Genomic DNA, 24,422 nt, shown 5'->3' on the forward strand with positions numbered 1-24,422 from the left:
TCCCATGCTTCACATCGGGGGTCGATCAACGCCCGCCGCCGACGGCGGCCGGTTCGATGTCACCGACCCCGCCACGGGCGAGGTGATCGCGTCGGTGGCCGACGCCACGCCGGCCGACGCGCTCACCGCCGTCTCCGCCGCCGCCGACGCGGCCGAGTCCTGGTCGGCCACGACGCCGCGCTACCGCTCCGAGGTCCTGCGCCAGGCGTTCGAGCTCATGAGCGAGCAGGCCGATGACCTGGCCACGCTGATCTCCCGTGAGAACGGCAAGGCCCTGCCCGACGCCCTCGCCGAGGTGGCCTACGCCGCCGAGTTCTTCCGCTGGTACGCCGAGGAGGCCGTGCGCGCCGGCGGCTCGGTGCTGACCGCGCCGTCGGGAGGCAACCGCATCCTGGTGCTGCGCCGCCCGGTCGGCGTCTGCGTCCTGGTCACCCCGTGGAACTTCCCCGCCGCCATGGCCACCCGCAAGATCGGCCCGGCGCTCGCGGCCGGCTGCACGGTCGTGCTCAAGCCCGCCAGCGACACGCCGCTCACCGCGCTGGCCCTGGCCAGGCTGCTTGAGGAGGCCGGCGTGCCGCCGGGAGTCGTCAACGTGCTGCCCGCCCGCCGCTCCGGCGAGGTCGTCGCGACCATGCTGCGCGACCCGCGCGTCCGCAAGCTCTCCTTCACCGGCTCCACCGAGGTCGGCCGCCTGCTGCTGCGCGAGGCGGGCGGCCAGGTGATCAACAGCTCGATGGAGCTCGGGGGCAACGCCCCCTTCCTCGTCTTCGCCGACGCCGACCTGGACGCCGCGGTCGAGGGCGCGATGATCGCCAAGATGCGCAACGCCGGCGAGGCGTGCACGGCCGCCAACCGCTTCTACGTCGAGGAGCCGGTCGCCGAGGAGTTCGCCCGCCGCCTGGCCGCCCGGATGTCGGCGCTGCGCCTCGGCCCCGGCACGGACCCCGGCTCCGAGGTCGGCCCGCTGGTCAACCAGGAAGCCGTGGACAAGGTGGACGGCCTGGTCCGGCAGGCGCTGGAAGGCGGCGCGAAGGCCCTCGCGGGCGGCGGTCGCCCGGACCGTCCCGGCTTCTTCTACGAGCCGACCGTGCTGGCCGGCGTCCGCCCGGACGCGCCGATCCTGCGCGAGGAGATCTTCGGCCCGGTCGCGCCGATCGTGGCCTTCTCCGGCGAGGAGGAGGCGCTGCGGCTGGCCAACGACACCGAGTACGGGCTGGTCGCCTACGTCTACACCGGCGACCTGGCCCGCGGGCTGCGGGTCGGCGAGCGGATCGAGGCCGGGATGATCGGCCTCAACCGGGGCCTGGTCAGCGACCCGGCCGCGCCGTTCGGGGGGATGAAGCAGAGCGGCGTCGGCCGGGAGGGCGGCCACGAGGGACTGCTGGACTACCTGGAGACCCAGTATGTGGCGGTCAGCTGGTGACGCCCCGGTCGAACGCCTTGCCGTCCGGGTAGGAGACGAGCTCGAACTGCATGCCCCACGGCGACAGGAAGTAGATCCAGCGCTGGCCCTCGCTGGGACCCCTGCTGGCGGTCGGGCCGCTGTGCACGGTCAGGCCGCGGTCCTTGAGGTAGGCGACGGCGGCGTCGAGGTCGTCGACGTACAGGGCGATGTGGTGGCCGCCGATGTCGCTGTTGCGGGGCTGGGTCTTGCTCTGGTCGGGGGCCTCGTACTGGAAGACCTCGAAGACGGCCTGGCCGCCGCAGCGGAAGAAGTGCAGCTCCCGCATGACCGCGCGGGGGTGCACGTTCAGGTGCTCGGCCATCCAGTCGTCGGCGTGCTCGTAGGGGCCGAGCTTGTACATGAACTCGCAGCCGAGCACGTCCACCAGGAACGCCCTGGCCTCGTCGATGTCGGGCACGGTGAAGCCGATGTGGTCGAGCCTTGCCAGTCCGGGGAGCATCGTGACCCTTTCCGTCGCGGGGCGCAATCGATTGCGGAGACTAACATGAGCGAACACCACAGGCTAGAACCCGTCGTCCCCTGGGTCGAGGTCGTCGCCACGGAGGCCGACTGGGACGCCGCGGACCCGTCCCTGCTGACCGCCATGTACGGCCAGCTCGTCCTCATCCGCGCCTTCGAGGAGCAGGTGCTGGAACTGGCCAAGGCCGGCCTCGTCCACGGCCCCGCCCACGCCAGCATCGGGCAGGAGGGCGGGGCGGTCGGCTCGGTCCTCGCCCTGGCCCCCGGCGACACGGTGAACGGCTCCCACCGGGGACACCACCAGTTCCTGGCCAAGGCGCTGTGCCACGTGGAGCCCCAGGGCCTCGACCCGCGCGTGGACCTTTCGCCGCGGGCGCGCGCCGTCCTGTTGCGCGGCCTCGCGGAGATCTGCGGGCTGGAACGCGGCTTCAGCCACGGCAGGGGCGGCTCCATGCACCTGCAGTGGACCGAAGCCGGAGCCATCGGCACCAACGCGATCGTCGGCGGCGGGGTGCCGCTGGCCGCCGGCTCGGCGTGGGCGCATCGGCAGGCGGGCACCGACGCCGTCGCCGTCACCTACTTCGGCGACGGCGCGATCAACATCGGCTCGACGCTGGAGACGTTCAACCTGGCCGCCGCGTGGAAGCTGCCGCTGTGCTTCTTCGTCGAGAACAACCGCTACGCCGTCTCGACCGGCGTGGAGGAGGCCACCGGCGAGCCGCGGCTGTCGGCGCGCGGGCCCGGCTTCGGCATCGCCAGCTTCAAGGTCGACGGGATGGACCCGCTGGCCGTTCACCAGACCATGCGCGAGGCCCTGACCCTGCTGCGATCCGGCCGCGGACCGGTTCTCATCGAGGCCGACGTCTACCGCTACTTCCACCAGAACGGCCCCTTCCCCGGCAGCGCGTTCGGCTACCGCACCAAGGAGGAGGAACGGCGGTGGCGCGCCCGCGACCCGCTCGACCAGGTGGCGCGGCACCTGGAGCGCCGCGGCCTGTTCACCCCCGCGGAGCTGGAGAAGGCCCGCGCCGCGGCCACCGCGCTCATGGCCGGGATCGCGGACACGCTGCTGGAGCCGGACCCGGGCGCCGGCCGCCCTGGAGCAGCCGGGCAGGTGGTGCGGCGGATCAAGCCCGCCGAGTGGCCGCGGCCGTCGTTCGCCGACGTGGGCGTCAGGGGCGACCTGAGCGAGTTCGGCGACGCCCGCTTCACCTTCGAGGGCACGCTGGCCGAGCAGAAGTTCATCGACGCGGTGGCCGCCGTCATGGCCCGGCGCATGGAGACCGGCCCCGGCGTGGTGGTGCTCGGCGAGGACGTGCACCGCCTCGGCGGCGGCACCAACGGCGCCACCCGAGGGCTCAAGGAACGGTTCCCCGACCGCGTGCTCGGCACGCCCATCAGCGAGAACGCCTTCTCCGGCCTCGCCGGCGGCATCGCGCTGGACGGCCGCTTCCGCCCCGTGGTCGAGTTCATGTACGCCGACTTCATGTGGGTCGCCGCCGACCAGCTCTTCAACCAGATCGGCAAGGCCAGGCACATGTTCGGCGGCGAAGGCCCGGTGCCGCTCGTCCTGCGCAGCAAGGTCGCCATGGGCACCGGGTACGGCTCGCAGCACTCCATGGACCCGGCCGGGATCTTCGCCACCGCCCCCGGCTGGCGCATCGCCGCCCCCTCCACCCCCTACGACTACGTCGGCCTGATGAACAGCGCCCTGCGCTGCCAGGACCCCGTCCTCGTGCTGGAACACGTGGACCTCTACGGCACCGTGGGCGACGGGCCCGTGGGCGACCTCGACTACTGCCTGCCCGTCGGCAGCGCCGCCGTCCGCCGTACCGGCGCCGCCGTCACCGTGCTCACCTACCTCGCGATGACCCCCCTGGTGCTGGAGGTGGCCGGCGAGGCGGACGCGGAGGTGATCGACCTGCGCTGGCTGGACCGCGCCAGCCTCGACTGGGACACCGTCGGGGCCAGCGTCCGCAAGACCGGCGCGGTGCTGATCGCCGAACAGGGGGCGCTCGGCACCTCCTACGGCGGCTGGCTGGCCGACGAGATCCAGCGGCGCTACTTCGACTGGCTCGACCAGCCCGTGCGGCGGGTGACCGGAGGAGAAGCCTCGCCCAGCATCAGCAAGGTGCTCGAACGCGCCGCCATCGCCGGGGCCGCCGAGGTGTCCGCGGCGCTGGCCGAGATGACGAGGAGCTGACAAGCCATGGCCAGAGTCCTGCGCATGCCCGAGGTGGCGGCGGGCGCGATCCAGGCGATCCTGCGGGGGTGGGCGGTCGCGGCCGGCGCCCCGTTCGGGAAGGGGGAGGTGATCGCCACCGTCGAGACGGACAAGGCGGTGGTGGAGGTGGAGGCCGAGGAGGCGGGGGTCCTGCTGCGCACGCTGGTGGAGGAGGGGGCCACGGTGGAGGTGGGGGCGCCGATCGCGGTGCTGGGCACCCCCGGCGAGCCTCCCGGCACGCCCGTCCCGGACGTCGCGGACGCTCCCAACGTCACGCCCGCCGCGGAGGCCCCGCCCGCGCCGGTCGGCGCCCTTCCGGCAGACGGGTCGGCCGCGGGTGGGCCGCCGCCCGGGGGTCCGCCCGGCTCCGGTCAGGCGGGCCGTACCGGAGAGCGGGTCTTCACCAGCCCGCTGGCCCGGCGCCTGGCCAAGGAGGCGGGGTTGCGGGTGGAGGACATCCCCGGCTCGGGGCCCAACGGCCGCGTCGTCCGCAGGGACGTCGAGGCGGCCGTGGCCGCCTCGGCGAAGGCCCCGCGAACGCCCGCCCCCACCAACACACCCGCCGACATCGAGACGCGCGCCCCCACCAACACGCCCGCCCGCACCGAGACCCCCGCCTACACCGAGATCCCGCACACGCCGATGCGCCGGGCCATCGCCGCCCGGCTCACCGAGAGCAAACGCACCGCCCCGCACTTCTACCTGCGCGGCACCGCCGGAGCCGACGCCCTGCTGGCGACGCGCGCCCAGCTCAACCAGGGGGGCGGCCCGCGCGTCTCGGTCAACGACCTGATCGTCAAGGCCGCCGCCCACGCCCACGTCCGGGTCCCGGCGATGAACGTCACCTGGACCGACACCGCCGTCCGCGCCCACGCCCAGGTCGACATCGCCGTGGCCGTCGCCACCCCGGGCGGCCTGCTCACGCCCGTCCTGCGCGCCGTCGAGCGCGCGCCCGTCTCCCTCGTGGCCACCACCCTGCGCGAGTACGGCGAGCGCGCCCGCACCGGCCGCCTGCGCCAGGACGAGCTGGAGGGCGGCACGCTCACGGTCACCAACCTCGGCATGCACGGCACGGAGGAGTTCGCCGCGATCGTCAACCCGCCGCAGGCCGCGATCCTGGCCGTCGGCGCGGCCAGGCAGGCGCCGGTGGTCCAGGACGGCGCGGTCGTGGCGGCCACGGTCCTGACGGTGACGCTGTCGGTTGACCACCGGCCGGTGGACGGCGTGGTGGCCGCCGAGTGGCTGCGCGTCTTCCTGTCGCTGCTGGAGAATCCGCTCGCGATCCTGGCCTGACCAGCGGTTGTTGCATGTTCCACATCCGCTGGCCCGCCTCGCGGCAGGTCACGCAGGATGGCCGCATGAGCCTCACCGACGACGCCGCGGCGGTGCCCGCGCAGCTGTTCAAGACCCTGGCGGGCTCGCTGCCGACCGGGGTCACGGTGGTGACGAGCCTGGCAGGACCCGGGCGCCCGGCGGGCCTGACGTCGGGGGCGGTGTGCGCGCTGTCGGCCGACCCGCCGCTGATGCTCGTGTGCATCGGCCGCGGCTCGCGCACGCTGACGGCGATCGAAGGTTCCGGCGCCTTCTGCGTGAACGTCCTCGACGCCGGCGCGGCCTCGCTGTCGGAGCGCTTCGCCGGCGGCGGGGACGGCAAGTTCGACGGCGTCGCCTGGCGGCCGGGGCGCCACGGCGTCCCGGTGCTGACCCAGGGCACCGTCGCCCACGCGATCTGCGAGGTGCTGGAGACCGTCGGCGGCGGAGACCACCTCATCGTCATCGGCCTCGTCGTCGAGGGCGCCCGCGAGCGGGAGGCCGCCCCACTGCTCTACCACCGCCGCCGCTACGCCGGATTCCCGGCCCAGCGGCCATGAAGGAGGAACCCCGGATGCGCTTCTCCATCTACCTGAACGCCCAGACCCGCGGCCCGCACGAGGACGTCGGCATCATCGAGACCCTCACCCGCCAGGCGCTCGAGGCCACCCGGGCCGGCGTCCAGGGCATCGTCCTCACCGAGCACCATTTCTCCGGCTACAACACCTATGGCGACAACTTCATGTACGCCGCCCACCTGGCCGCGATGGCGCCCCGCGGCACCCGGTTCTCCCTGGCCGTGGCGGTGCCCCCGCTGCACAACCCCATGCGGCTGGCCCAGCGCTGCAACCTGCTGGACATCCTCACCGGCGGCGAGCTGATCGTGGGGTTCGCCGCCGGCGGCTCCCCGCTGGAGTACGCCGGCATGGGCCGCGACCCCTCCCAGCGCCACGCCCAGATGACGCGCAACCTGGAGATCCTCGAAGCCGCCCTGGCCAAACGACCCGGCGATCCGCCCCTGGAGTGGGAGACCGCCTTCGAGCGCGGCATCCTGCACACCCGCATCATGCCCGCCGCCCACCACCGCGCCGCCCCCGCCTTCGCCCGCGCCACCCAGAGCGATTCCGGCGCCGAATGGACCGGCCGCAAGGGCTGGTACCTGTTCACCGCCCGGGAGAAACCGCAGCCGCTGACCGCCCGCTGGCGCGTCTACGAGCAGGCGCTGCGCGACGGCGGCCTCGGCGAGGAAGCCGTGCAGGACAGGCTCGACTGGAGCATGGTCCAGAAGCAGGTCTACGTGGCCGACACCGACGAGCAGGCCGAACGGGAGATCCGCGAGCGCCTCGTGCTCATGGCCGAGCACCAGCGGCGCAGCTTCGGCATGGTCAAGGACGTGCGCGACGCCGCCCACCTCAAGAGCGTCGTCGGCGTCTCGCCGCAAAACCCCGACGAGTTCCTCGACCAGGCCATGCTCATCGGCCACCCCGGGTCGGTGTCCGAGCAGATCAGGGAGTACGAGGCGGCCGGAGTCCGGCACATGGCGCTGCTGTTCAACTACGGGTTCATGCCGCCCGAGGTCTCCGACCGGTCGCTGCGCCTGTTCCTCGACCAGGTACTTCCCGCCTTCAGCTGAACGGAGCACGGTGATGGACATCGGGTTGCTGATCCTCCGCCTGGCGGTCGGCCTGGTCATGGCCTACCACGGCACGGAGAAGCTGTTCGGCTGGTGGGGCGCCGACGGGCTGAAGGGCGCCGCCGCGTTCTTCGGCCGCATGGGCTACCGGCCGCCGCTGCTGATGGCGGCGGTGGCGGGTCTGGCCGAGACCGCCGGCGGGCTGCTGCTGGCCGCCGGGGCGCTGACGCCGCTCGCGGTGCTGATGCTGACCGGCACGTTCGCCAACATCGTCATCCTGCATCTGCCGAACGGGCTCTCGCGCCGCCGCAACGGCTTCGAGTACGAGCTGGTGCTGCTCGCCGCCACCTGCTGCATCGCCTTCACCGGGCCGGGCGCGCTGGCCGTGGACACGCTGCTGGGGCTCTCGCTGGCCGGCGCCACCTGGGGCGCGGTGCTCGTGGGCGCGGGACTGCTGGCGGGGGTGATCGTCTCGGCCGGCCGTACCGGGAAGGTCTCCGCGGGACCGGCGGGGGCGCCGTGAACGCGCCCGTCACCACCACCGGCGTGCGCGCCGAGCCGCGCCGCCCCGGCGTGCGCCGCCGCACCTCTCCTCGCGGCGCGCTCGCCGCCTTCCTCAGGGGTACGGCGGGCGCCGCGCTGCTGACCCTCGCCTTCGAGGTGTTCGCCCGGCTGGAGCTGGTCGACCCGCGGCTGCTGCCACCCGCCGGGGTGATCCTGGGCGAGGCGCTGCGGCTGCTGGTGGATCCGGCGTTCCTGGCCGAGGTGTGGGCCACGCTCGTGGCGGTGCTCGGGGGCGTGGCGCTGGCCACGGCGATCGCGGTGCCGCTCGGCGTGCTCATCGGCTCCTACCGGCCGGCCGCGCTGGGGCTGACGCCGATCATCGACTCGTTGCGGTCGGTGCCGGGGATCGCGATCATCCCGCTGCTGGTCCTGGTCATGGGCCAGGGACTGTCGATGAAGGTGACGATCGTGGCGTTCGTGGCCGTGTGGCCGCTGTTGTTCAACACCGTCTACGGCGTGCGCGGCGTCGACCCGGTCGCGATGGAGACCGCCCGCGCCTTCCGGGTGCCGGTGCCGCGGACCTGGTGGCGGGTCGTGCTGCCGAGCGCGCTGCCGCTCATGCTCACGGGGCTGCGGCTGGCGCTGGCCACCGGGCTGACCGTGGGCATCGCCGCCGAGATCGCGGTCGGCACGCGCGACGGGGTCGGCTACTTCATCCTGCGCGCCAGCTATGCCGGATTCCACGCCGACACCGTCTTCGCCGCGGTGACGCTCGCCGGAGTGCTCGGCTACCTGATGAACGGGATCACCGTCGCGGTGACGAACCGCCTGGTGGTCTGGGACGGGAAGGGACCCTCGTGAGCGCCGCGCACGCCCCGGCGGGCGGGAGAGCGCGCGGGCTGGCCCAGGGGGCGCTCGCCCGGCTCGGGCCGGTGGTGCTGGCCGTGCTGCTCTGGCAGTGGGCCGCGCTGGCCGCGGGCTCGCCGTTCTTCCCGCCGCCGGGGCGGATCGCGGGGCGGGTGGCCGAGCTGTGGTTCAGCGAGCCGCTGCTGACCGAGCGGTTCTGGCGGGACGCCGGGCCCAGCGTGCTCAGGGCGCTGACCGGCTGGCTGGCCGGGGCGGCGGCCGGGGTGGTCGTCGGGCTGGCCGCCGGGCGGTGGAAGGCCGCCGCCGGATACGTCGATCCGCCGGTCGGCTTCCTGCGTTCGCTGCCCAAGCCGGCGATCGTCCCGGTGTTCCTGCTGGTCTTCGGCTCCGGCGACCTCATGCGGATCGGGCTGATCACCTTCGGCTGCGTGTGGCCGGTGCTGCTCAACACCCTGCAGGGGGTGCGGTCGGTGGACCCCATGTACCTGGAGACGGCCCGTGCCTTCCACATCCCGTCCCGCACCCAGCTCCTGCGGGTGGTGATCCCGGCCGCGCTGCCGAAGATCATCGCGGGCATGCGGGTGACGTTGTCGCTCTCGCTCATCCTCATGGTGCTGTCGGAGTGGCTGCTGGCCGACCACGGGCTCGGCCACTTCCTCATCACCGCCCAGCGCACCTTCGAGATCCTCGACGTGTGGGCGGCGATCGTCCTGCTCGGCCTGCTCGGATACCTGCTCAACGTGCTCTTCCTCGCCGCCGAGCGGCGCGTTCTAAGGAGTCGCCCGTCATGACCGCACTCCAGGTGAGCAACCTGTCCAAGACCTACGGGGAGGGGAACCCGGCGCTGCACGACCTCTCCTTCGAGGTGCGGGAGGGCGAGCTGCTGTCGATCGTCGGACCGTCGGGATGCGGCAAGACGACGCTGCTCAAGTGCGTGGCGGGGCTGATCCCGGCCACGCGCGGCGAGGTGCGGGTGCACGGCGAGGAGGTACGCGGCGTCCCGGATGGCTTGGCCGTGGTCTTCCAGGACTACGGGCGCTCGCTGTTCCCGTGGATGACGGTGGGACAGAACGTCGCGTTCCCGCTGGAGACGCTGCGGCAGCCGAAGGCCGAGCGCCAGGAGCGGGTGGAACGCTCGCTGGCCGCGGTCGGGCTGGAGGGCAGGCACGAGCGCTACCCCTGGCAGCTGTCCGGCGGCATGCAGCAGCGCGTGGCCATCGCCCGCGCGCTGGCCTACCGGCCGAAGGTGCTGCTGATGGACGAGCCGTTCGCCTCCGTCGACGCCCAGACCCGCTCGGGCCTGGAGGACCTGACCCGCCGGGTCCATCTGGAGTTCGGGATGACGATCCTGTTCGTCACCCACGACATCGACGAGTCGGTCTATCTGGCCGACCGGCTCGTCGTCCTGCGCAGGTCGCCGGGGAGCGTGCTGGCCGAGCTCGTCATCGAGCTGCCTCGCGTACGCGATCAGATCGTCACCAAGTCGCTGCCGGCGTTCGTGCGCCAGCGCAGCGTCGTGGCCCAGCACATCAAAGACGCGTCCTGAGGAGAGCCCCGTGAAACGCACCATCGTCATCTGCGTGGCAGCCCTGCTCGTCGCCGGCTGCGGGGGCGGGCCGGCACCGGCCTCCCCGGGCGGCCCCGTCGCGATCACCATCAGCAATCCGGCCAACGTCAGCAACGTTCCGCTGCACCTGGCCATGGACAAGGGCTTCTTCGCCGCCGAGGGCCTGACCGTCACAGCCGACGTGGACCTCGGCTCGGGCAGCACCGTCGAGGCGGTCGTCGGCGGTCAGGTGGACATGGCCTGGTCCAACGTGGTGAGCGGGCTGAGCGCCTACTCCAAGGGCCTCGGCGTCAAGCTCGTCGCCCTGACCGACACCGCGGTCACCGGGTCGCAGCAGGTGCTCGTGGGCAAGGGCTCGCGCGCCCGGAGCCTGGCGGACCTGAAGGGGCAGAAACTGGCCGTGCTGTCGCCGAGCACGGTCTGCATCCTCAACGTGCGCTCGGAACTCAAGGCGAGGGGGCTGCCCGCGGACACGATCGCGTTCACGCCGGTGGCGCCGCCGGAGCACGCGAACGTGCTGGAGTCCGGAGAGGTGGCCGCGACCTGCACGAGCGACCCGTTCAGGACACTCATGATCGACCAGCTCGGGGCCAGGTCCGTCTACGACACCTCCTCCGGGGAGCTGGAGGGGTACGCCGTGGGCGGCTACCTGGTCTCGGACAAGTACGCCGCGGCCAACGGCAAGGCGCTGGCCGGGTTCCGGCGGGCCCTGCTCAAGGCGACCGCCTACGCCAACGCCCATCCGGCGGAGGTGAAGGCGGCGCTGCCGAAGTTCACCACGATCGACGCGGCCGTGGCGAACAAGGTCATCGTCAACAGGTACCTGGAGACGGCGGACGTCGCCACGCTGCGTCCGCAGGTGCAGCGCATCGCCGACGCCATGCGCACGTACGGGCTGGCCGAAAAGCCCATCGACGTGTCCGGATATTTCCTGACCAGCCCATGAGAGCCTGGAATCAGGGGAGCCCGTGAGAGGAGCACTCCGTTGCTGGTAGAGCCCGCCGCGCAGGCGCACACCGACGAGGAACTGCGCAACCTGGAGGTCGTGCGCGCCCTGCGCCACGCCACCGTGGAGGGCCGGAAGGCCCACATGGCGCCCGGCGCCCGGATCCACCGGCGGGGCATGGCCCACCTGGCCGCGCGCTCCGGCGCCGCCTACGCGCCGGAGGGCCTGCCCGACCGGGCCGACGAGATTCACGCGATGATCGCCAAGGGGGACCGGGTGTGGGCGGTGTGGACCATCCACGCCACCCACGGCGGCCCGCTGTTCGGCCACGAGCCGACGGGGCGGCCGGTGGAGGTGCTGGAGGTCGGCATCTGGCGCCTGGCCGCGGGCAAGGTGGTCGAAGCCTGGTTCCTGGCCGACGAGTACGCCCTCGCCCAGACCTTCGGACTGCTGCCATGACCGGCGGGATCCCGCTGCTGGACGGGCTGGCGGAGGAGGTGGTGGCCGGCTTCCTCGCGCTGGCCGCGCGGGCCGCCTTCCCGCGCGGCGCCCGGCTGTTCACCGAGGGGGAGCCGGGTGACTGCGTCCTGGTCCTGCTGAGCGGCAAGGTGAAGGCGACCAGGCCGAGCCCGGAAGGCGGCGAGATCCTGCTGACCATGGCCGGACCGGGGGAACTCCTGGGCGAGCTGTGCCTGTTCGACGCGGCCCCGCGCCAGGCCACGGCCACCGCCGTCCAGGACACGACCGCCTACCGCGCTCCGGTCAAGGAGATGTCGGACTGGATCGACCGGCATCCCGAGGCGGCCCGCCGGGTCATGTGCCTGCTGGCCGCGCGCATCCGGCGCATGAACGACCGCATCGAGGACGCCGCGGGCGTGGACGTGGCCACCCGGGTGGCCAGGGTGCTGGTGGAGCAGGGGGCCCGGTTCGCCCGCCGTACCAGCGTGGGGCTGCGCCTGACGCTGGACCTCAGCCAGGACGACCTCGCCCACCACGTGCGGGCCTCGCGCGAGCGCGTGAACCAGATCCTCGGCGACTTCACCCGCCGGGGCTGGATCACCAGGGACGGCGGCGACCTCCTCATCCTCGACGCCCCGCAGCTCACCCGCCGCGCCCGCCACCGCTCCCGCCGCCCGTCGCTGCCGTAGGGGCGCCGCGTGTGACGGGCCTCACGGGAGATCACCGCTCGTCCCGCCGCCCGTAGTCGTGCTGAGGGCGCCGCGTGTGACGGGGCTCACGGGCGATCGCCGCCCGCCGTCCTCCTGGGTGTAGTAGACATGAGACAGCTAGATCCATTCGTCTCAGCGTCTCGGTTGAGGAGGGTCGATGCGGACCCGGCGAGAGGAACTCCAGGCCGCCCTGGCGAGGGCCGGGGCGAGCGGCGATCCGGCGGTTCCCGAGGACGTGCTGAGCGATCTGGCGCGGCGGTGGTACGCCGCGCTCGGCGCCCGCATGGACGCGCTCCTGGAGGACGGCGCCCCGCCCGACGTCGTCCGGCGGGCCTACGACGAACAGGCCCGGGCCGACCCCACGTGGCGCTGGGTGCTCGACGCCCACCGCGACCATCCGGCCGTGGCGCGGACCGAGGAATGGTTCATGCGGGTCACGCTGGGCGGCCAATCGCTGCCCATATGAACCGGGCGATCTCCGCGCTGCCGCCGAGCGAGGTGGTCGGGTGGGCGATCAGGCTGAGGATCACCCGGGTGGTGAACTCGACGGCCTGCTCGGGCGTGACCCGCAGCAGGTGGGCGTTCGGGCCGGCCGCCAGGAACGGCGCCATCCCCTCGGTCAGGAACGTGATGAACGCCGTGTGGCCCGGCCGTTCGATGAGCATCGTGAACAGCTCCTCCGGCTCCTCCATGAGCATGCGCTGCAGCACGTCGTGGTTGCCGGTGAACTCCAGCGCGAACTCCACCGAGCGCGCGATCTGCTCCTGGGGCGGCTCGCCGGAGGCGAAGATCTCCTCGATCTGCTCGATGAACCTGGTGCCCTCGTGGCGTACCACGAGTTCGCCCATCCGGTCCTTGGAGCCGAACGCGCGGTAGACGGTGGCCCGCGAGACCCCGGCTTTGGCGGCCACGTCGCTCAGGGAGGTCTTGCGGTAGCCGTAGGTGGCGATGCATTCCAGCGCCGCCTGAATGAGCCGGTGGTCCACAGGCGGATTCTAGGGCGCGCTCACGAAGACCGCGGCCGTCCGGCCCGGCACGGTGAGCGCGCCGGTGGCGGCGTCGAAGCGGGACTGCCCGGCCACCGGGTCGGCCTGCTCCGGGTGGAGCGTGGTCGCGGTGCCCTTCAGTTCCGGCACGGTCACGCCGCGCGCCTCGGGGGTGGCGTTGAAGACGACGGTGACCGCCGTCCAGCGCGGGTCCAGGCCGGTGCCGTCCAGGCGCATGGCGATCACGCCCGGCGGCGCGGCCGGGAAGGAGACCCGCTCGTGCGCCCGCGCGCCCAGCGCGAACAGCGGGGAGGAGCCCCGGATGCGCAGGAACTCCCCGAACCGCGCCCGCGCCGCGGAGATGGCCGCGCAGTCCGGCCGCAGTCCCGGATCGGCCAGCAGTGGCCGCGCGTAGGGCCACCTGGCCTCGTTGTCCGCCTTCGGCGGCAGCCCGGCGCCGAAGCCGTTGCCCCGCGCGCAGTCCCAGTGCAGGCGGTTGAACCAGTCGCCGGAGTCGTAGGAGTTGCGGTCCAGCGACTTCGAGCGCAGCCGCTCGCTGCCGGCGTGCACGAACGCGGTCCCCTGCCCCAGCAGCGCCGTGGCCAGCGAGAGCGCCTGCATCCGCACCCGCGCCGCCATGTCCGTGGCGGGCGGGAGCTTGTAGGCGAGCGCATCGTAAAGCGTCTCGTTGTCATGCGCGTCCACATATGTCACGACATCAGAGGGGTGGGCGGCATATCCGGCCTTGTGGCCGTTGTAGAGCACATCCGCGCCGGTACGGCCGTCGGGCAGCACGTAGTCGCGCAGGTTGCCGGTCAGCCCGAGCATGATGAGGTCCCGGTAGTGCGCCAGGCGCGCCGCCGCGTCCCCGTTCGCCGGGCCGCCGTTGAGGTCGCCGGCCAGACCGGAGCCGAAACCCTGCACGCGCGGGTCGGCGTCGAACGGCCCGCCGCCCCGCACCCCGTCACGCAGCCGGTCGTTGAAGGTGGCGATCCCGGTCCCGGCCAGGTTGGCCTGCGTGGCCTGCTCGAAGCGGGCGTCGTCGGCCACCTCGCCGAAGTTCCAGCCCTCGCCGTACAGCAGGATGTCCTTGCCGTTCACGCCGTCTTCGGCAGGTGTCAGGGCGTCCAGGGCCCGGCGCACGGCCAGGATGTTGGCCTTCGGGTGGTGTCCCATGAGGTCGAAGCGGAAGCCGTCCACCTTGTAGTCGCGGGCCCAGGTGACGACCGAGTCGACCACGAGCCGGCCCATCATGGCGTGCTCGGGCGCGGTGTTCGGGCAGCACGTGGAGGTGGCGACGGTGCCGTCGGGCAGGAGCCGGTGGTAGTAGCCGGGCACGATCGTGTCCAGCACGTCCATGGAGTGGGTGTGGTTGTAGACGACGTCCATGACCACGCGCAGCCCCGAACGGTTGAGCGCGGCCACCATCGAGCGGAACTCGCGGGTGCGGGCGTCGGGGTCGGTGGCGTACGAGCCCTCGGGCACGGTGTAGTGCAGCGGGTCGTAGCCCCAGTTGAAGCCGTCCTTGGCCGCCGTCTTGGCGACGCACTCCTGTTGCAGCGGCGAGTCCGGCGGCAGCGCGGCCAGGTCGCAGGGCGGCTCGCTCCGGTCGGCCCGGCGTTCCGGCACGGTGGCCAGGTCGAAGACGGGCAGCAGATGCACGTGGGTGAGACCGTCGCGGGCCAGGTCGCGCAGCGCCTGCATGCCCGCGCCGTCGCCGGTGAACGCCCGGTAGGTGCCGCGCAGGTCTTGCGGGACGGTGGGGTCGGCGGCCGAGAAGTCGCGTACGTGAAGCTCGTAGATGGTCTTGGCGGGTTGGGGCGGGGGCTTGGCGAGATCCGTCCAGCCGGGCGGGCGCTGCGCGTCCAGGTCGGCGAGCCTGCTGCGCACGCCGTCGGCGGCCACCGCCAGGCCGTAGGGGTCGGTGACCTCGTTGGTGACGACGCCGCCGTGCGCGGGGGAGTGGACGGTGACGAGGTAGGTGTAGTCGCGCCCGTGCCAGGATCGGGGGACGCGCACGGACCACACGCCGGTCTTCGCCTCGCGCCGCATGGCGTGTTCCGTGTACGCCGCCGAGTCGCCGTCGTACAGGGCCAGCCGTACCCGCTGGGCGGTCGGGGCCCACAGGGCGAGACGGCCGCCGGTGTAGCCGAGCGGCTCGTCGGTGGCGTACAGGTCGTCGAGCACGCCGGGCAGCTGGACGCCGGACGCGGTCAGCAGCCTGCCGTCCGCGTCGCGCTCCACCGCCGCCACCTGGCCGCGCAGCGCCTCGGGCACCAGGGCGGCGTCGCGCGGGTCCACCCTGAAGGCGGGCAGCGCCTTGAGGTGCGGCCACCTGGCCTTCTGCGCGTCGGTGAGCGTGCCGGGCAGCAGCCGGACGAGCCGCTTGACCGTGCCCGTCGTCGACTCGAGTGCCTTGACGGTGTCGTCGCCGGCCTGCCAGACGACGGTGTCGCGGGCGATCCAGTGGGCGCGCAGCTTCCTCAGGTCCACGTCCGCGCCGCCCGCCCGCTGCGGCAGCACGTACCCGTCGGCGCCCGACAGCTTCCACGCCTCGTCGCCGTCCAGGCGCTGGTCGGCCGGCTGGTCCTTCTCCTCGCCCTTGTGCACGACGTAACTCAGTCCCTTCGCGCCGTCGGCCAGCGGCACCCTCCAGTACACACCGAAGGCGTCGCGACCGGACGGATGCAGCGGGGCGTTCCACTCCGTCGGGGTGGCCGCGCCGCCCCACACGTGCAGGCCCCAGTCGTCGTAGTTCCCGTCGGGCCGGTGGTAGTGCAGCACCGCGACGCCGTCCGCCGCCGCGCGGGTCGCGTGGACCCGCGCCTGGCCTGAGTTCACGTACGCCTCCGGGCCGGTGAACGTCTGGTCCGGGCCCGGATCCTTCTCGTCGCCCCGGTGCACGATGAAGTTCACCGGCCGGTCAGGGGCTTTGAGCGGCACCTTCCAGAACGCGCCGAAGGAGTCGATGCCGTCCGGCGGCTTCGGGCCGGCCCAGTCGGTCGGCTCGGCCACCGCCTCGCCCCAGAGATGCAGGCCCCAGCCGGTGTACGCGCCGTCGGGGCGCCGGTAGCGCACCGTGGTGTAGCCCTGGGCGGCCTGGCGAGAGGCGTACACCGGCTCCTTGCCCGGCACGAGCCAGACCTCGCCGGTGCGCGCCGGGTTGACCTCACGGTCGCCGCCGTCCTTTTCGTCGCCCTTGTGGGGGAGGAGGCCGACGCTGGTGGCGCCGGGCTTGAGCTTGATCCAGGCGAACCGGCCGAACGCGTCCTCGCCCTGGAAGGCCGCCGGCGTGCCCCACTCGGTGGGCCGCTCGACGTCGCCCCAGACGTGCAGGCCCCAGCCGTCGGAGTCCTGGCGCTGGTAGTGCACGACCAGCCAGTCGCGGGTGACGGGCTCGCCCGGTTTCGGGCCGGGGCCCTTTCTGGCCTGGGCGGTGGCCGAGGCGTGCCGTCCCGCGGAATCCTTGACGACCGCCTTGTAGAGGATCGGGGTTCCGGCCGCGATTCCCCTCAGGTCATGAAATATCCGGTACGTACGGCCGGTGCCCGGCGCGTCATCGGTCCCCAGCACCCGCCACGGCCCGTCACCCGCCTTGGCCACGAAGGTGACCTGGTCGAACCCGCCGCCCGGGACCGTCGCCCTGATCTCGACCCGCTCGTCCTCGGGGGTGCCGCGGATCTCCTCGCCGGGCAGCGTGAGCGAGATCCTGGGGCCCTGGGCCGGAGTGGCGAGCTTGCCGCCCGCCCGGAAGACGACGGCGGACATCGGGGGAACGCTCACGTCGAGCGCGGCGTCCGCCCCCGAGGTCAGCGTGGCTCCCGTGGTCGAGGCGGCCGGTCGCGCACCCGCGGGCTCGGTCGTCGTGGTGACCGGAGCGGCCTTCGTGCCCTTGCTCGGCGAGGCGCCCGCGTCCGGGGCGGCCTCGGTGACTTCGCCCGGCGAGGCGGTCGTGCCCGGGGCCGTCTTCCTGCCCTCGCTTGGTGGGGCGGCCACACCCTCGCTCGGCGGGATGGTCCCGTCCGGGGTGGCCGTGCCTGGGGCCGCTGAGACGGGCGGGCCTGTGGGCGGCTTGGTGTCCGGGGTTGTGGTGGTTGGGGCGGGGCCGTACAGCTGGTGGAAGGGGGTGGACGGGGAGTAGGTCGGGACGCGCGCGCTCGCGGGTGCCGTGGCGTTGTTGATCGCGACCACGTACTCGACCTGCTGCCGGGCGTCGATGCGGGAGAAGGCGTAGAGGCCCGCCTCGGACAGCCGCTCCACCTGGGCGCCGTCGGCCAGGGCGGGGTGGCGGTCGCGGAGGCCGGCCAGGGCGGCGATGTGGCGGTACAGCGGGTGGGACGGGTCGTGGTTGTCGCCGGCGTGGGTGGCGTCGGTGCCGATCAGGTCGTCGTCGAGGTAGTCGGGGGTGCGGGAGGCGAACAGTGAGGCGCGGGCGTCCTTGTCGCCGCCCGCGCCGGTGAAGCCCTGCTCGTCGCCGTAGTAGACGACCGGCTGGCCGCGGGTCAGGTACATGAGCTCGTGGGCGAGCTTGTCGCGCTGGAGGAGCTCGGCCGCCGGGGCGTCCTGCGGCGAAAAATTCAACGAGGGATCGTCGGTCAGGTTACCGACGATGGTGATCGTGGTGTCTCCGATAGACATGACTGGTCTTCTCCTTGTTCGAAGGTGCGGGAGGCGAGATCGGCGATCTGCCGGTCTCGGCATCAATGCAGTTGACGGGCCGGGCCGTGATCGAGAATCTGGGCGGCATGGCGACGAGGCTGATCGCGTGACTGGGAGTGCATCGGGTCCTGATAGTCGGTTTCGGGATCGGCGCGAACGCAAGTACGGGTACGACTTCATCGACAAGGTGCTGGTGCGCTGCCCTCGATGCGAAGGGTGCGCTGTCGTCATGCCGCACCTTGCGGCGCCCGAGGATGGCGAGGGAGCTTCCGCCGGGTTTATGAGCCTCCGCCGGCGCTTGCACTGCAAGAAGTGCGGCTTCTTCAAGGACGAGACAGTCAGCTCCGCCATCGTCGGCGGTCCTGTTGACCCTTTCTTCCAACGGCCAGTGTGGTTGCAGGCAAGCTGCTGCGGACACGTCCTCTGGGCTTACAACGTCCACCATCTCGATCTCCTGGAGGCCTATGTGGCCGCGAAGCTGCGCGAACGCGGAGATCTGGTGGCTTGGGCTCCGTCGAGCCTGGTAGAGCGCCTCCCTACCTGGCTCAAGACAGCCAAGAACCGTGCCGAGATCTTGAGGACGATAAGGCGATTGCGTTCGACACTGCCGGCTGAAGAGTCGCCATGAAGAGCTGGTTTCGCGCCTACTGGGACGAGGAAGACATCTGGTTCTACATCGAGACCGCAGACGACGGCTGGGTCACCCGCCAAATCGAGTTCCAAGGTCTTGACCAGCGTCCCCTCGCCGCCGCCTCCCTGACCGAGTGGCAGGCCGCCTTCGAGACCGGCGACATCACCCGATATGAAGCCACCTACGGCCGAACCGCGGAACTGCCTGTCCACGAGTGGGAAGGCCACGACCCTCAGCCGCTAACGCTCATCGAGTTCGACGACGCGTGGGCCAAGGCCCGGCAGAGCCTCACCGGGCCGGACGATGCGGCCGCCTCTGCTCCCAGTTCGTGAACCGAAGCACTCGAACCCCATCACGAGCTACCCTGCAGCCGCGAGTTCGACCGGACAGCCGCTTCAGTAATCGCGAACTCGCGGGAGACGGCCAGGAAGTGCCCGATGCGGCCCATGTCGTGGTTGCCGAGGAAGGTCGGCAGGGAGGCGGCGTTGGAGTCGGCGTCGAGGTGGTGGTCGTCGGCCGCGTACAGGGCGGAGAGCTTGGCGGCGCCGCCCTTGCCGCCCGCGTAGGAGCGGGCGGCGTCCTGGAAGGGGAAGTCGAGGGTGGCGTCCATGCCGCCGCGGGTGGAGTAGCGGCTGGTGAAGGCGGGGTCGGAGCTGAACACCTCGCCGAACACGAAGAACCGGCCCCGGTTGACCGCGGGGGAGAAGCGCTCCCAGAATTCCATGTTCACGTGCTTGGCGGTGTCGATGCGGAAGCCGTCGACGCCGGTCTCCTTCACCCACGTGCGGTAGATGTCGATCATGCCCTGGACGACCTCGGGGCGCTCGGTCCACAGGTCGTCGAGGCCGGAGAAGTCGCCGTACTCGGAGCTTTCGCCGGTGAAGGTGGAGTCGCCGCGGTTGTGGTACATCGCCGGGTCGTTGAGCCAGCGCGGCGTCTTGGCGGTGCGCGAGCCGACGGGCGTGTACGGGAACGACCCGGCGCCGACCTCGGGGAAGGTCTCGCGGCCCGCGTGGTCGCGGTCGTCGAAAGGCCTGCCCTCGGTGTCGACGTAGGGGTAGGCACCCTTCGAGCGGTAGGCCCGCGAGCCCTCGGCGTAGTCGATGACGTCGGCGGTGTGGTTGGTGATGATGTCGAAGAACACCTTCATGCCGCGCCGGTGTGCCAGCTTGACCAGCTGTTTCATCTCCGCGTTCGTGCCCAGGTGGGGGTCGATGCGGGTGAAGTCGGTGATCCAGTAGCCGTGATATCCGGCCGAGTCCTGCTGGACGGGGCGGTTCTGGAAGGCGGGGGTGATCCAGAGGGCGGTTGTCCCGAGTCCCTGGATGTAGTCGAGCCCGGCGATCAGGCCCTTGAGGTCGCCGCCCTGGTAGTAGCCCTTGTCGGCCGGGTCGAACCCGGTGCTCTGCCGGTCCCCCCGGAGGCCGCCGCGGTCGTTGGCCGGGTCGCCGTTGGCGAAACGGTCGGTCATGGCGAAGTAGAAGCGCTCGCGTGACAACTCGTTGCGCGCGGCGTCCCTGGCCAGCGACTCGTCCCCCGGTTGCGCCCGGTCGCTCGGCGGCGTCGTCACGGGTCCGCCGCCCGGCGCCGCCGTGCCTCTGCCCGCGATACCTCTGCCCGCCGGTACGGCGACCAGCGCGGCGGCCAGGGCGAGGGCGGTGAGCGTGCGTAAGGCGGGGCGGGAGCTCACGGGCACTCCAGGAGAAATGGAGGACGTTGCCCGGAACGTACGCGTTTGCGGAGAGCCTTGCAGGGGATTGCAGCAAAAATGCTGAAGATCAGGGCTTCAGATGTAACAAGTTTGCAGACCTTGCAGAAAGTTCTTCCGAAATTGGTCATGCGAGCGTAACGTCCCGGTTGCTTGACCCCGGTTTCGAGTACTCGAGGAGATGGACCATGCGGCGAGCCTTCCCTGCTGCGGCGGTCGTGGCGGCCCTTGCGCTGGCGGTTTCCGCCTGTGGCGGTGGTGAGAGCGCGGCTCCTGCCCCGGCGCAGTCGGCCGCCGACCCGTCGAAGATCAGCGGTGAGATCATCTGGTGGGACACCACCAGGCCCGACAGTGAGGGGCCGGTCTTCCAGGAGCTGATCAAGGAGTTCGAGGGCAAGTACCCGGCCATCAAGGTCAAGTACGTCAACGTGCCCTTCGACCAGGCGCAGAACCAGTTCCAGACCGCGGCCCAGGCGGGCACCGGGGCGCCCGACGTGATCCGCGCCGAGGTGGCCTGGACGTCGCAGTTCGCCTCGCTGGGCTACCTGCAGCCGCTCGACGGATCCCGGGCGATCGACAACGAGGCGGACTTCCTCCCCGGACCCCTCAGTAGCACGAAATATCAGGACAAGACGTATGCGGTGCCCCAGGTCACCGACACCCTCGCCCTGCTCTACAACAAGAAGCTCCTGGAGAAGGCCGGCCACACCGAGCCGCCCAAGAACGTCACCGAGCTCAAGCAGTTCGCCCTCGACGTCAAGTCCAAGGCCGGCGTCACCGGCCTGGCGCTCAACGTCGACGCCTACTTCCTGCTCCCCTTCATGTACGGCGAAGGCGGCGACACCCTCGACGTGGCCGCCAAGAAGATCGTGGTCAACTCCCCGGCCAACGTGAAGGCCATGCGGACCATCTCCGACCTCGTGACCTCGGGGGCCGCCGCGAAGCCCGCCGTACAGGACAGCTACGTCAACGCGATGACCGCCTTCAAGGACGGCAAGGCCGCGATGATCTACAACGGCCCTTGGGCGCTGTCGGAGATCTACCAGGGCGCGGAGTTCAAGGACAAGGCGAACCTGGGCATCGCGCCGGTCCCCGCGGGCAGCGTCAAGGCCGGTGCCCCGACCGGTGGCCACAACCTGGCGATCTACGCCGGTTCCAAGAACATCCCGGCCAGCTATGAGTTCGTCAGGTTCATGACCTCCAAGGAGAGCCTGGCCAAGATGTCCGGCAAGCTCGGCCTGCTGCCGCCGCGTACCTCGGCCTTCACCGACCCGGCGGTCACCGCGAACAAGGACGTCACCGTGTTCAAGCCGGTGCTCGACTCGGCCCTGCCGCGGCCGTGGATCCCCGAGGGCGGCCAGCTGTTCCAGCCGCTGCTCGAGGGCTACCAGGCGCTGGTCGGCGGCAAGGAGACGCCCGAGCAGATGGTGAAGACGGTCGACGAGAAGTACCGCGGCATCTTCAAGGACTGGAGCTGACGCGTGCCGGACTCGCGCGCATCTGAGCGGGGGCGGCGGGCGGCGGGGCGTGCCCGCGGCCCGCGCCGGGCCTGGCTGCGCCACTGGTACGCCTGGGCGATGGTGGCCCCCGTGCTCATCGTCATGGCGGTGCTGATCGGCTGGCCGCTGGCCCGCGGCGTCTACCTGTCGCTCACCGACGCCACCGAGGCCAACGTCGGCCGGACGATCGGGGTCAACGTCATCCCGTCCCGCTACGAGTTCGTGGGGCTGGACAACTACCTGGACATCCTCGGCAGCGGGCTGTTCTGGGCCAAGCTCGGCTGGACGGTCACCTGGACCGTGGCCTGCGTGGCCCTGCACTACGGGCTGGGGCTCGGGCTGGCCGTACTCCTGCACCGCAAGCTGCGTTTCCGCTCGGTCTACCGGGTGCTGCTGATCCTGCCGTGGGCGATCCCCGCGTTCGTGGCCGCGTTCATCTGGCGTTACCTCTACAACAGCGACTACGGCGTCATCAACGCGATGCTGGAGGCGGCCGGGCTCGGCGCGGTGGGCTGGCTGAACGACCCGTTCACCGCCAGGATCGCGGTGATCGCGGTCAACGTGTGGCTCGGCGTGCCGTTCATGATGGTCGCCATGCTCGGCGGGCTGCAGTCGATCCCCAAGGAGCTCTACGAGGCGGCCGAGGTGGACGGCGCCTCGCCGTGGCAGCGGTTCACCAACATCACGCTGCCGTCGCTGCGGGCCGTCTCCAGCACGGTGATCCTGCTCGGCACGATCTGGACGTTCAACATGTTCCCCGTCATCTTCCTCGTGACCGGCGGCGGACCGGGCAGCGAGACGGAGATCCTGGTGACCTATGCCTTCCGCGAGGCCTTCACCGGCGTCAGGAACTACTCCGGCTCCGCCACCTGGGGCGTCATCATCCTGCTGCTGCTCGTGCTCATGGCCTTCGGCTACCGGCGGGCCCTGCGCAAGACCGGGGAGGTGTGGTGAAAAAGCAGCATAAGAGGGGCGAGAGAAGCCCGCTGGCGTCGATCGCCTTGCACGCGACGCTGATCGTCGCCTCGCTGATCTCGATCTTCCCGGTCGTGTGGCTGATCCTGACCTCGCTCAAGCCGCGCGACGGCTGGCTCTCGACCGAGCTGGAGCTGTTCAACAGCCCCTCGCTCGGCAACTACGGCCGGGTGCTGTCGGAGACCGCGTTCCCGACGTGGCTGCTCAACTCGGTGCTCGTCGCCGGGCTGACCATGCTGCTCGGCGTGTTCCTGGCCGCGACCACCGGGTACGCGATCAGCCGCTTCCGCTTCCCCGGCTACCGGGGCGTCATGTGGCTGCTGCTGATCACCCAGATGTTCCCGGTGGCGATCCTCATCGTGCCCCTGTACAACCTGATGGCCTCGCTCAAGCTGCTCAACCAGCTTCCCGGGCTGGTCATCGCGTACATGACGGTGGCGGTGCCGTTCTGCGCCTGGATGATGAAGAGCTACTTCGACACCATCCCGCAGGAGATCGACCAGGCCGGGATGGTCGACGGGCTCAGCCCGTTCGGCGCGTTCTGGCGGGTGGTGCTGCCTTTGGCCCGCCCCGGCCTGGCCGTCACCGCTTTCTACTGCTTCATGACCGCCTGGGGCGAGGTCGCCTACGCGACCGTGTTCATGTCGCAGGAGGAGAAGCGCACGCTCGGCGTCGGCCTCCAGCAGTTCGTCGGGCAGCACTGGTCGGACTGGGGGCTGCTGACCGCGGCCGCCGCGCTCATCGCGATCCCGGCCGCGGCGGTCTTCCTGCTGGTCCAGCGCCACCTGGTGACGGGGCTGACCGCGGGCGCCACGAAGCTGTGAGGCTCGCCGACATCGCCGCCCAGGCCGAGGTGAGCGAGGCCACGGTGAGCAGGGTGCTCAACGGCCGGCCGGGCGTCTCGCCCGCGACCCGGCAGGCCGTCCTCGCCGCGCTCGACGTGCTGGGGTACGAGCGTTCGCCCCGCCTGCGCCGGAGCAGCGCCGGACTGGTCGGGCTGGTGACGCCAGAACTGGAGAACCCGATCTTCCCGGCGTTCGCCCAGGCCTTCGAGCGCGCGCTGGTTCAGCACGGCTACACGCCGCTGCTGTGCACCCAGACGCCCGGTGGCGCGGCCGAGGACGAGTTCACCGAACTGCTGGTCGAGCGCGGGGTGAGCGGGATCGTCTTCCTGTCCGGCCTGCACGCCGACACCGCCGCGCGCTCCGACCGCTACGTGCAGCTGATCGGCCAGGGCGTGCCGATCGTGCTGCTGAACGGCTTCGCGGCCGACGTGCCGGCGCCCTTCATCTCCCCCGATGACCGGCTGGCGGCGAAGCTGGCCGTCCAGCATCTCGTGGACCTCGGGCACGCGCGCATCGGCCTGGCGGCCGGGCCGGCCCGGTTCGTCCCGGTGATCAGGAAGATGGAGGGTTACCGGGAGGCCGTGGGCGGTCCCGGCCTGGTGGCCCATTCGCTGTTCTCGGTGGAGGGCGGGCAGGCCGCCGCCGCCCAGCTCCTCGACCAGGGCTGCACGGGCATCGTGTGCGCCAGCGACCTCATGGCGCTCGGCGCGATCCGCGCCTGCCGCGAGCGCGGCCTTTCGGTGCCGGGCGACGTCTCGGTGGTCGGCTACGACGACTCGCCGCTGATCGCGTTCACCGATCCGCCGCTCACGACGGTCCGGCAGCCGATCAGGGCGATGGTGGCGGCGGCGGTGCAGACGTTGATGGAGGCGTTCGGCGGCGCGCCGCCGCGGCACTCCGAGCTGGTCTTCCAGCCGGAGCTGATCGTGCGCGGCTCGACCGGCTCGGGTCCGCAGGTGGCCAGGTCCTCTTGA

The 24,422-nt window shown here is 71.7% G+C and carries 23 protein-coding genes; 19 read left to right on the plus strand and 4 right to left on the minus strand.

The window, feature by feature from the left end; translation table 11 throughout:
• Window positions 1-4 precede the first annotated feature (4 nt).
• Window positions 5-1,423, plus strand: a complete 1,419-nt coding sequence (locus ACIBI5_RS44095) for an NAD-dependent succinate-semialdehyde dehydrogenase (protein ID WP_397256249.1) — start codon at window positions 5-7, stop codon at window positions 1,421-1,423.
• On the opposite strand, the gene ACIBI5_RS44100 is transcribed toward ACIBI5_RS44095, so the two are convergent.
• Window positions 1,413-1,904 carry a VOC family protein gene (locus ACIBI5_RS44100; protein WP_397256250.1) on the minus strand — a complete coding sequence of 164 codons (492 nt, stop codon included), beginning with the start codon at window positions 1,902-1,904 and terminating at the stop codon, window positions 1,413-1,415. The two genes, ACIBI5_RS44095 and ACIBI5_RS44100, sit on opposite strands and share 11 nt — an antisense overlap.
• 45 nt (window positions 1,905-1,949) lie before the next feature.
• Between ACIBI5_RS44100 and ACIBI5_RS44105 the strand changes: the two genes are divergently transcribed.
• The 12 genes from ACIBI5_RS44105 (at window position 1,950) to ACIBI5_RS44160 (ending at window position 12,611) form a co-directional block, all read left to right on the plus strand.
• Window positions 1,950-4,127, plus strand: a complete 2,178-nt coding sequence (locus tag ACIBI5_RS44105) for a thiamine pyrophosphate-dependent enzyme (protein ID WP_397256252.1) — start codon at window positions 1,950-1,952, stop codon at window positions 4,125-4,127.
• A gap of 6 nt (window positions 4,128-4,133) precedes the next feature.
• On the plus strand, window positions 4,134-5,441 hold the full coding sequence (locus tag ACIBI5_RS44110; protein WP_397256254.1) for a dihydrolipoamide acetyltransferase family protein: 1,308 nt from the start codon (window positions 4,134-4,136) through the stop codon (window positions 5,439-5,441).
• 65 nt (window positions 5,442-5,506) lie between these two features.
• Entirely contained in the window at window positions 5,507-6,019 is a 513-nt protein-coding gene (locus ACIBI5_RS44115) for a flavin reductase family protein (RefSeq protein ID WP_397256256.1), read from the plus strand.
• A gap of 14 nt (window positions 6,020-6,033) precedes the next feature.
• A complete protein-coding gene (locus ACIBI5_RS44120) occupies window positions 6,034-7,092 on the plus strand; it encodes an LLM class flavin-dependent oxidoreductase (RefSeq protein WP_397256257.1) in 1,059 nt (352 codons plus the stop codon).
• 13 nt (window positions 7,093-7,105) lie between these two features.
• The gene (locus tag ACIBI5_RS44125) at window positions 7,106-7,615 is read left to right on the plus strand and encodes a DoxX family protein (RefSeq protein WP_397256259.1); all 510 of its coding nucleotides are present in this window, start codon (window positions 7,106-7,108) and stop codon (window positions 7,613-7,615) included.
• Complete coding sequence (locus tag ACIBI5_RS44130) at window positions 7,612-8,457, plus strand: ABC transporter permease (protein ID WP_397256261.1); 846 nt, start codon at window positions 7,612-7,614, stop codon at window positions 8,455-8,457. The genes ACIBI5_RS44125 and ACIBI5_RS44130 overlap by 4 nt, the downstream gene beginning before the upstream one ends.
• Window positions 8,454-9,254 (plus strand): ABC transporter permease, encoded by an 801-nt coding sequence (locus ACIBI5_RS44135; protein WP_397256262.1) that lies wholly within the window; start codon window positions 8,454-8,456, stop codon window positions 9,252-9,254. Before ACIBI5_RS44130 ends, ACIBI5_RS44135 begins: the two co-directional genes overlap by 4 nt.
• Window positions 9,251-10,009: an ABC transporter ATP-binding protein gene (locus ACIBI5_RS44140; RefSeq protein WP_397256264.1), complete on the plus strand. Its 759-nt coding sequence runs from the start codon at window positions 9,251-9,253 to the stop codon at window positions 10,007-10,009. The genes ACIBI5_RS44135 and ACIBI5_RS44140 overlap by 4 nt, the downstream gene beginning before the upstream one ends.
• A gap of 10 nt (window positions 10,010-10,019) precedes the next feature.
• On the plus strand, window positions 10,020-10,976 hold the full coding sequence (locus ACIBI5_RS44145) for an ABC transporter substrate-binding protein (protein WP_397256266.1): 957 nt from the start codon (window positions 10,020-10,022) through the stop codon (window positions 10,974-10,976).
• 39 nt (window positions 10,977-11,015) lie between these two features.
• The gene (locus ACIBI5_RS44150; RefSeq protein WP_397256267.1) at window positions 11,016-11,435 is read left to right on the plus strand and encodes an ester cyclase; all 420 of its coding nucleotides are present in this window, start codon (window positions 11,016-11,018) and stop codon (window positions 11,433-11,435) included.
• Window positions 11,432-12,124 (plus strand): Crp/Fnr family transcriptional regulator, encoded by a 693-nt coding sequence (locus ACIBI5_RS44155; RefSeq protein WP_397256268.1) that lies wholly within the window; start codon window positions 11,432-11,434, stop codon window positions 12,122-12,124. Before ACIBI5_RS44150 ends, ACIBI5_RS44155 begins: the two co-directional genes overlap by 4 nt.
• Before the next feature lie 178 nt (window positions 12,125-12,302).
• Window positions 12,303-12,611, plus strand: coding sequence for a hypothetical protein (locus ACIBI5_RS44160; protein ID WP_397256270.1), 309 nt, complete (start codon window positions 12,303-12,305; stop codon window positions 12,609-12,611).
• Here ACIBI5_RS44160 and ACIBI5_RS44165 read toward each other — a convergent pair.
• Together ACIBI5_RS44165 and pulA are read right to left on the minus strand one after the other, a co-directional pair.
• Window positions 12,580-13,131: a TetR/AcrR family transcriptional regulator gene (locus tag ACIBI5_RS44165; protein WP_397256272.1), complete on the minus strand. Its 552-nt coding sequence runs from the start codon at window positions 13,129-13,131 to the stop codon at window positions 12,580-12,582. The two genes, ACIBI5_RS44160 and ACIBI5_RS44165, sit on opposite strands and share 32 nt — an antisense overlap.
• A gap of 9 nt (window positions 13,132-13,140) precedes the next feature.
• Complete coding sequence (gene pulA, locus ACIBI5_RS44170; RefSeq protein WP_397256274.1) at window positions 13,141-17,769, minus strand: pullulanase-type alpha-1,6-glucosidase; 4,629 nt, start codon at window positions 17,767-17,769, stop codon at window positions 13,141-13,143.
• A 250-nt stretch (window positions 17,770-18,019) separates the two neighbouring features.
• On the opposite strand from pulA, the gene ACIBI5_RS44175 reads away from it, so the two are divergent.
• Together ACIBI5_RS44175 and ACIBI5_RS44180 are read left to right on the plus strand one after the other, a co-directional pair.
• Window positions 18,020-18,418, plus strand: a complete 399-nt coding sequence (locus ACIBI5_RS44175; RefSeq protein ID WP_397256275.1) for a hypothetical protein — start codon at window positions 18,020-18,022, stop codon at window positions 18,416-18,418.
• Entirely contained in the window at window positions 18,415-18,753 is a 339-nt protein-coding gene (locus tag ACIBI5_RS44180) for a hypothetical protein (RefSeq protein ID WP_397256277.1), read from the plus strand. The genes ACIBI5_RS44175 and ACIBI5_RS44180 overlap by 4 nt, the downstream gene beginning before the upstream one ends.
• A gap of 20 nt (window positions 18,754-18,773) precedes the next feature.
• On the opposite strand, the gene ACIBI5_RS44185 is transcribed toward ACIBI5_RS44180, so the two are convergent.
• Window positions 18,774-20,111 (minus strand): alpha-amylase family glycosyl hydrolase, encoded by a 1,338-nt coding sequence (locus tag ACIBI5_RS44185; protein WP_397256279.1) that lies wholly within the window; start codon window positions 20,109-20,111, stop codon window positions 18,774-18,776.
• A gap of 206 nt (window positions 20,112-20,317) precedes the next feature.
• Here ACIBI5_RS44185 and ACIBI5_RS44190 point away from each other — a divergent pair, with 206 nt between their 5' ends.
• The 4 genes from ACIBI5_RS44190 to ACIBI5_RS44205 are packed head-to-tail and all read left to right on the plus strand — an operon-like array spanning window position 20,318 to window position 24,422.
• Window positions 20,318-21,607 (plus strand): extracellular solute-binding protein, encoded by a 1,290-nt coding sequence (locus ACIBI5_RS44190; RefSeq protein WP_397256280.1) that lies wholly within the window; start codon window positions 20,318-20,320, stop codon window positions 21,605-21,607.
• Between the two features lie 3 nt (window positions 21,608-21,610).
• Window positions 21,611-22,582 carry a carbohydrate ABC transporter permease gene (locus tag ACIBI5_RS44195; protein WP_397256282.1) on the plus strand — a complete coding sequence of 324 codons (972 nt, stop codon included), beginning with the start codon at window positions 21,611-21,613 and terminating at the stop codon, window positions 22,580-22,582.
• Window positions 22,579-23,427, plus strand: a complete 849-nt coding sequence (locus ACIBI5_RS44200) for a sugar ABC transporter permease (RefSeq protein ID WP_397256284.1) — start codon at window positions 22,579-22,581, stop codon at window positions 23,425-23,427. Before ACIBI5_RS44195 ends, ACIBI5_RS44200 begins: the two co-directional genes overlap by 4 nt.
• Window positions 23,424-24,422, plus strand: a complete 999-nt coding sequence (locus ACIBI5_RS44205) for a LacI family DNA-binding transcriptional regulator (protein ID WP_397256286.1) — start codon at window positions 23,424-23,426, stop codon at window positions 24,420-24,422. Before ACIBI5_RS44200 ends, ACIBI5_RS44205 begins: the two co-directional genes overlap by 4 nt.

This window comes from Nonomuraea sp. NPDC050540 (assembly GCF_044457485.1).
GTDB lineage: Bacteria > Actinomycetota > Actinomycetes > Streptosporangiales > Streptosporangiaceae > Nonomuraea.

Bases quoted from the DNA above. Each gene is read 5' to 3' on its own strand.
- ACIBI5_RS44095 (WP_397256249.1), top strand. From the start codon at position 5: ATGCTTCACATCGGGGGTCGATCAACGCCCGCCGCCGACGGCGGCCGG.
- ACIBI5_RS44100 (WP_397256250.1), bottom strand. From the start codon at position 1,904: ATGCTCCCCGGACTGGCAAGGCTCGACCACATCGGCTTCACCGTGCCC.
- ACIBI5_RS44105 (WP_397256252.1), top strand. From the start codon at position 1,950: ATGAGCGAACACCACAGGCTAGAACCCGTCGTCCCCTGGGTCGAGGTC.
- ACIBI5_RS44110 (WP_397256254.1), top strand. From the start codon at position 4,134: ATGGCCAGAGTCCTGCGCATGCCCGAGGTGGCGGCGGGCGCGATCCAG.
- ACIBI5_RS44115 (WP_397256256.1), top strand. From the start codon at position 5,507: ATGAGCCTCACCGACGACGCCGCGGCGGTGCCCGCGCAGCTGTTCAAG.
- ACIBI5_RS44120 (WP_397256257.1), top strand. From the start codon at position 6,034: ATGCGCTTCTCCATCTACCTGAACGCCCAGACCCGCGGCCCGCACGAG.
- ACIBI5_RS44125 (WP_397256259.1), top strand. From the start codon at position 7,106: ATGGACATCGGGTTGCTGATCCTCCGCCTGGCGGTCGGCCTGGTCATG.
- ACIBI5_RS44140 (WP_397256264.1), top strand. From the start codon at position 9,251: ATGACCGCACTCCAGGTGAGCAACCTGTCCAAGACCTACGGGGAGGGG.
- ACIBI5_RS44155 (WP_397256268.1), top strand. From the start codon at position 11,432: ATGACCGGCGGGATCCCGCTGCTGGACGGGCTGGCGGAGGAGGTGGTG.
- ACIBI5_RS44160 (WP_397256270.1), top strand. From the start codon at position 12,303: ATGCGGACCCGGCGAGAGGAACTCCAGGCCGCCCTGGCGAGGGCCGGG.
- pulA (WP_397256274.1), bottom strand. From the start codon at position 17,769: ATGTCTATCGGAGACACCACGATCACCATCGTCGGTAACCTGACCGAC.
- ACIBI5_RS44175 (WP_397256275.1), top strand. From the start codon at position 18,020: ATGCCGCACCTTGCGGCGCCCGAGGATGGCGAGGGAGCTTCCGCCGGG.
- ACIBI5_RS44180 (WP_397256277.1), top strand. From the start codon at position 18,415: ATGAAGAGCTGGTTTCGCGCCTACTGGGACGAGGAAGACATCTGGTTC.
- ACIBI5_RS44190 (WP_397256280.1), top strand. From the start codon at position 20,318: ATGCGGCGAGCCTTCCCTGCTGCGGCGGTCGTGGCGGCCCTTGCGCTG.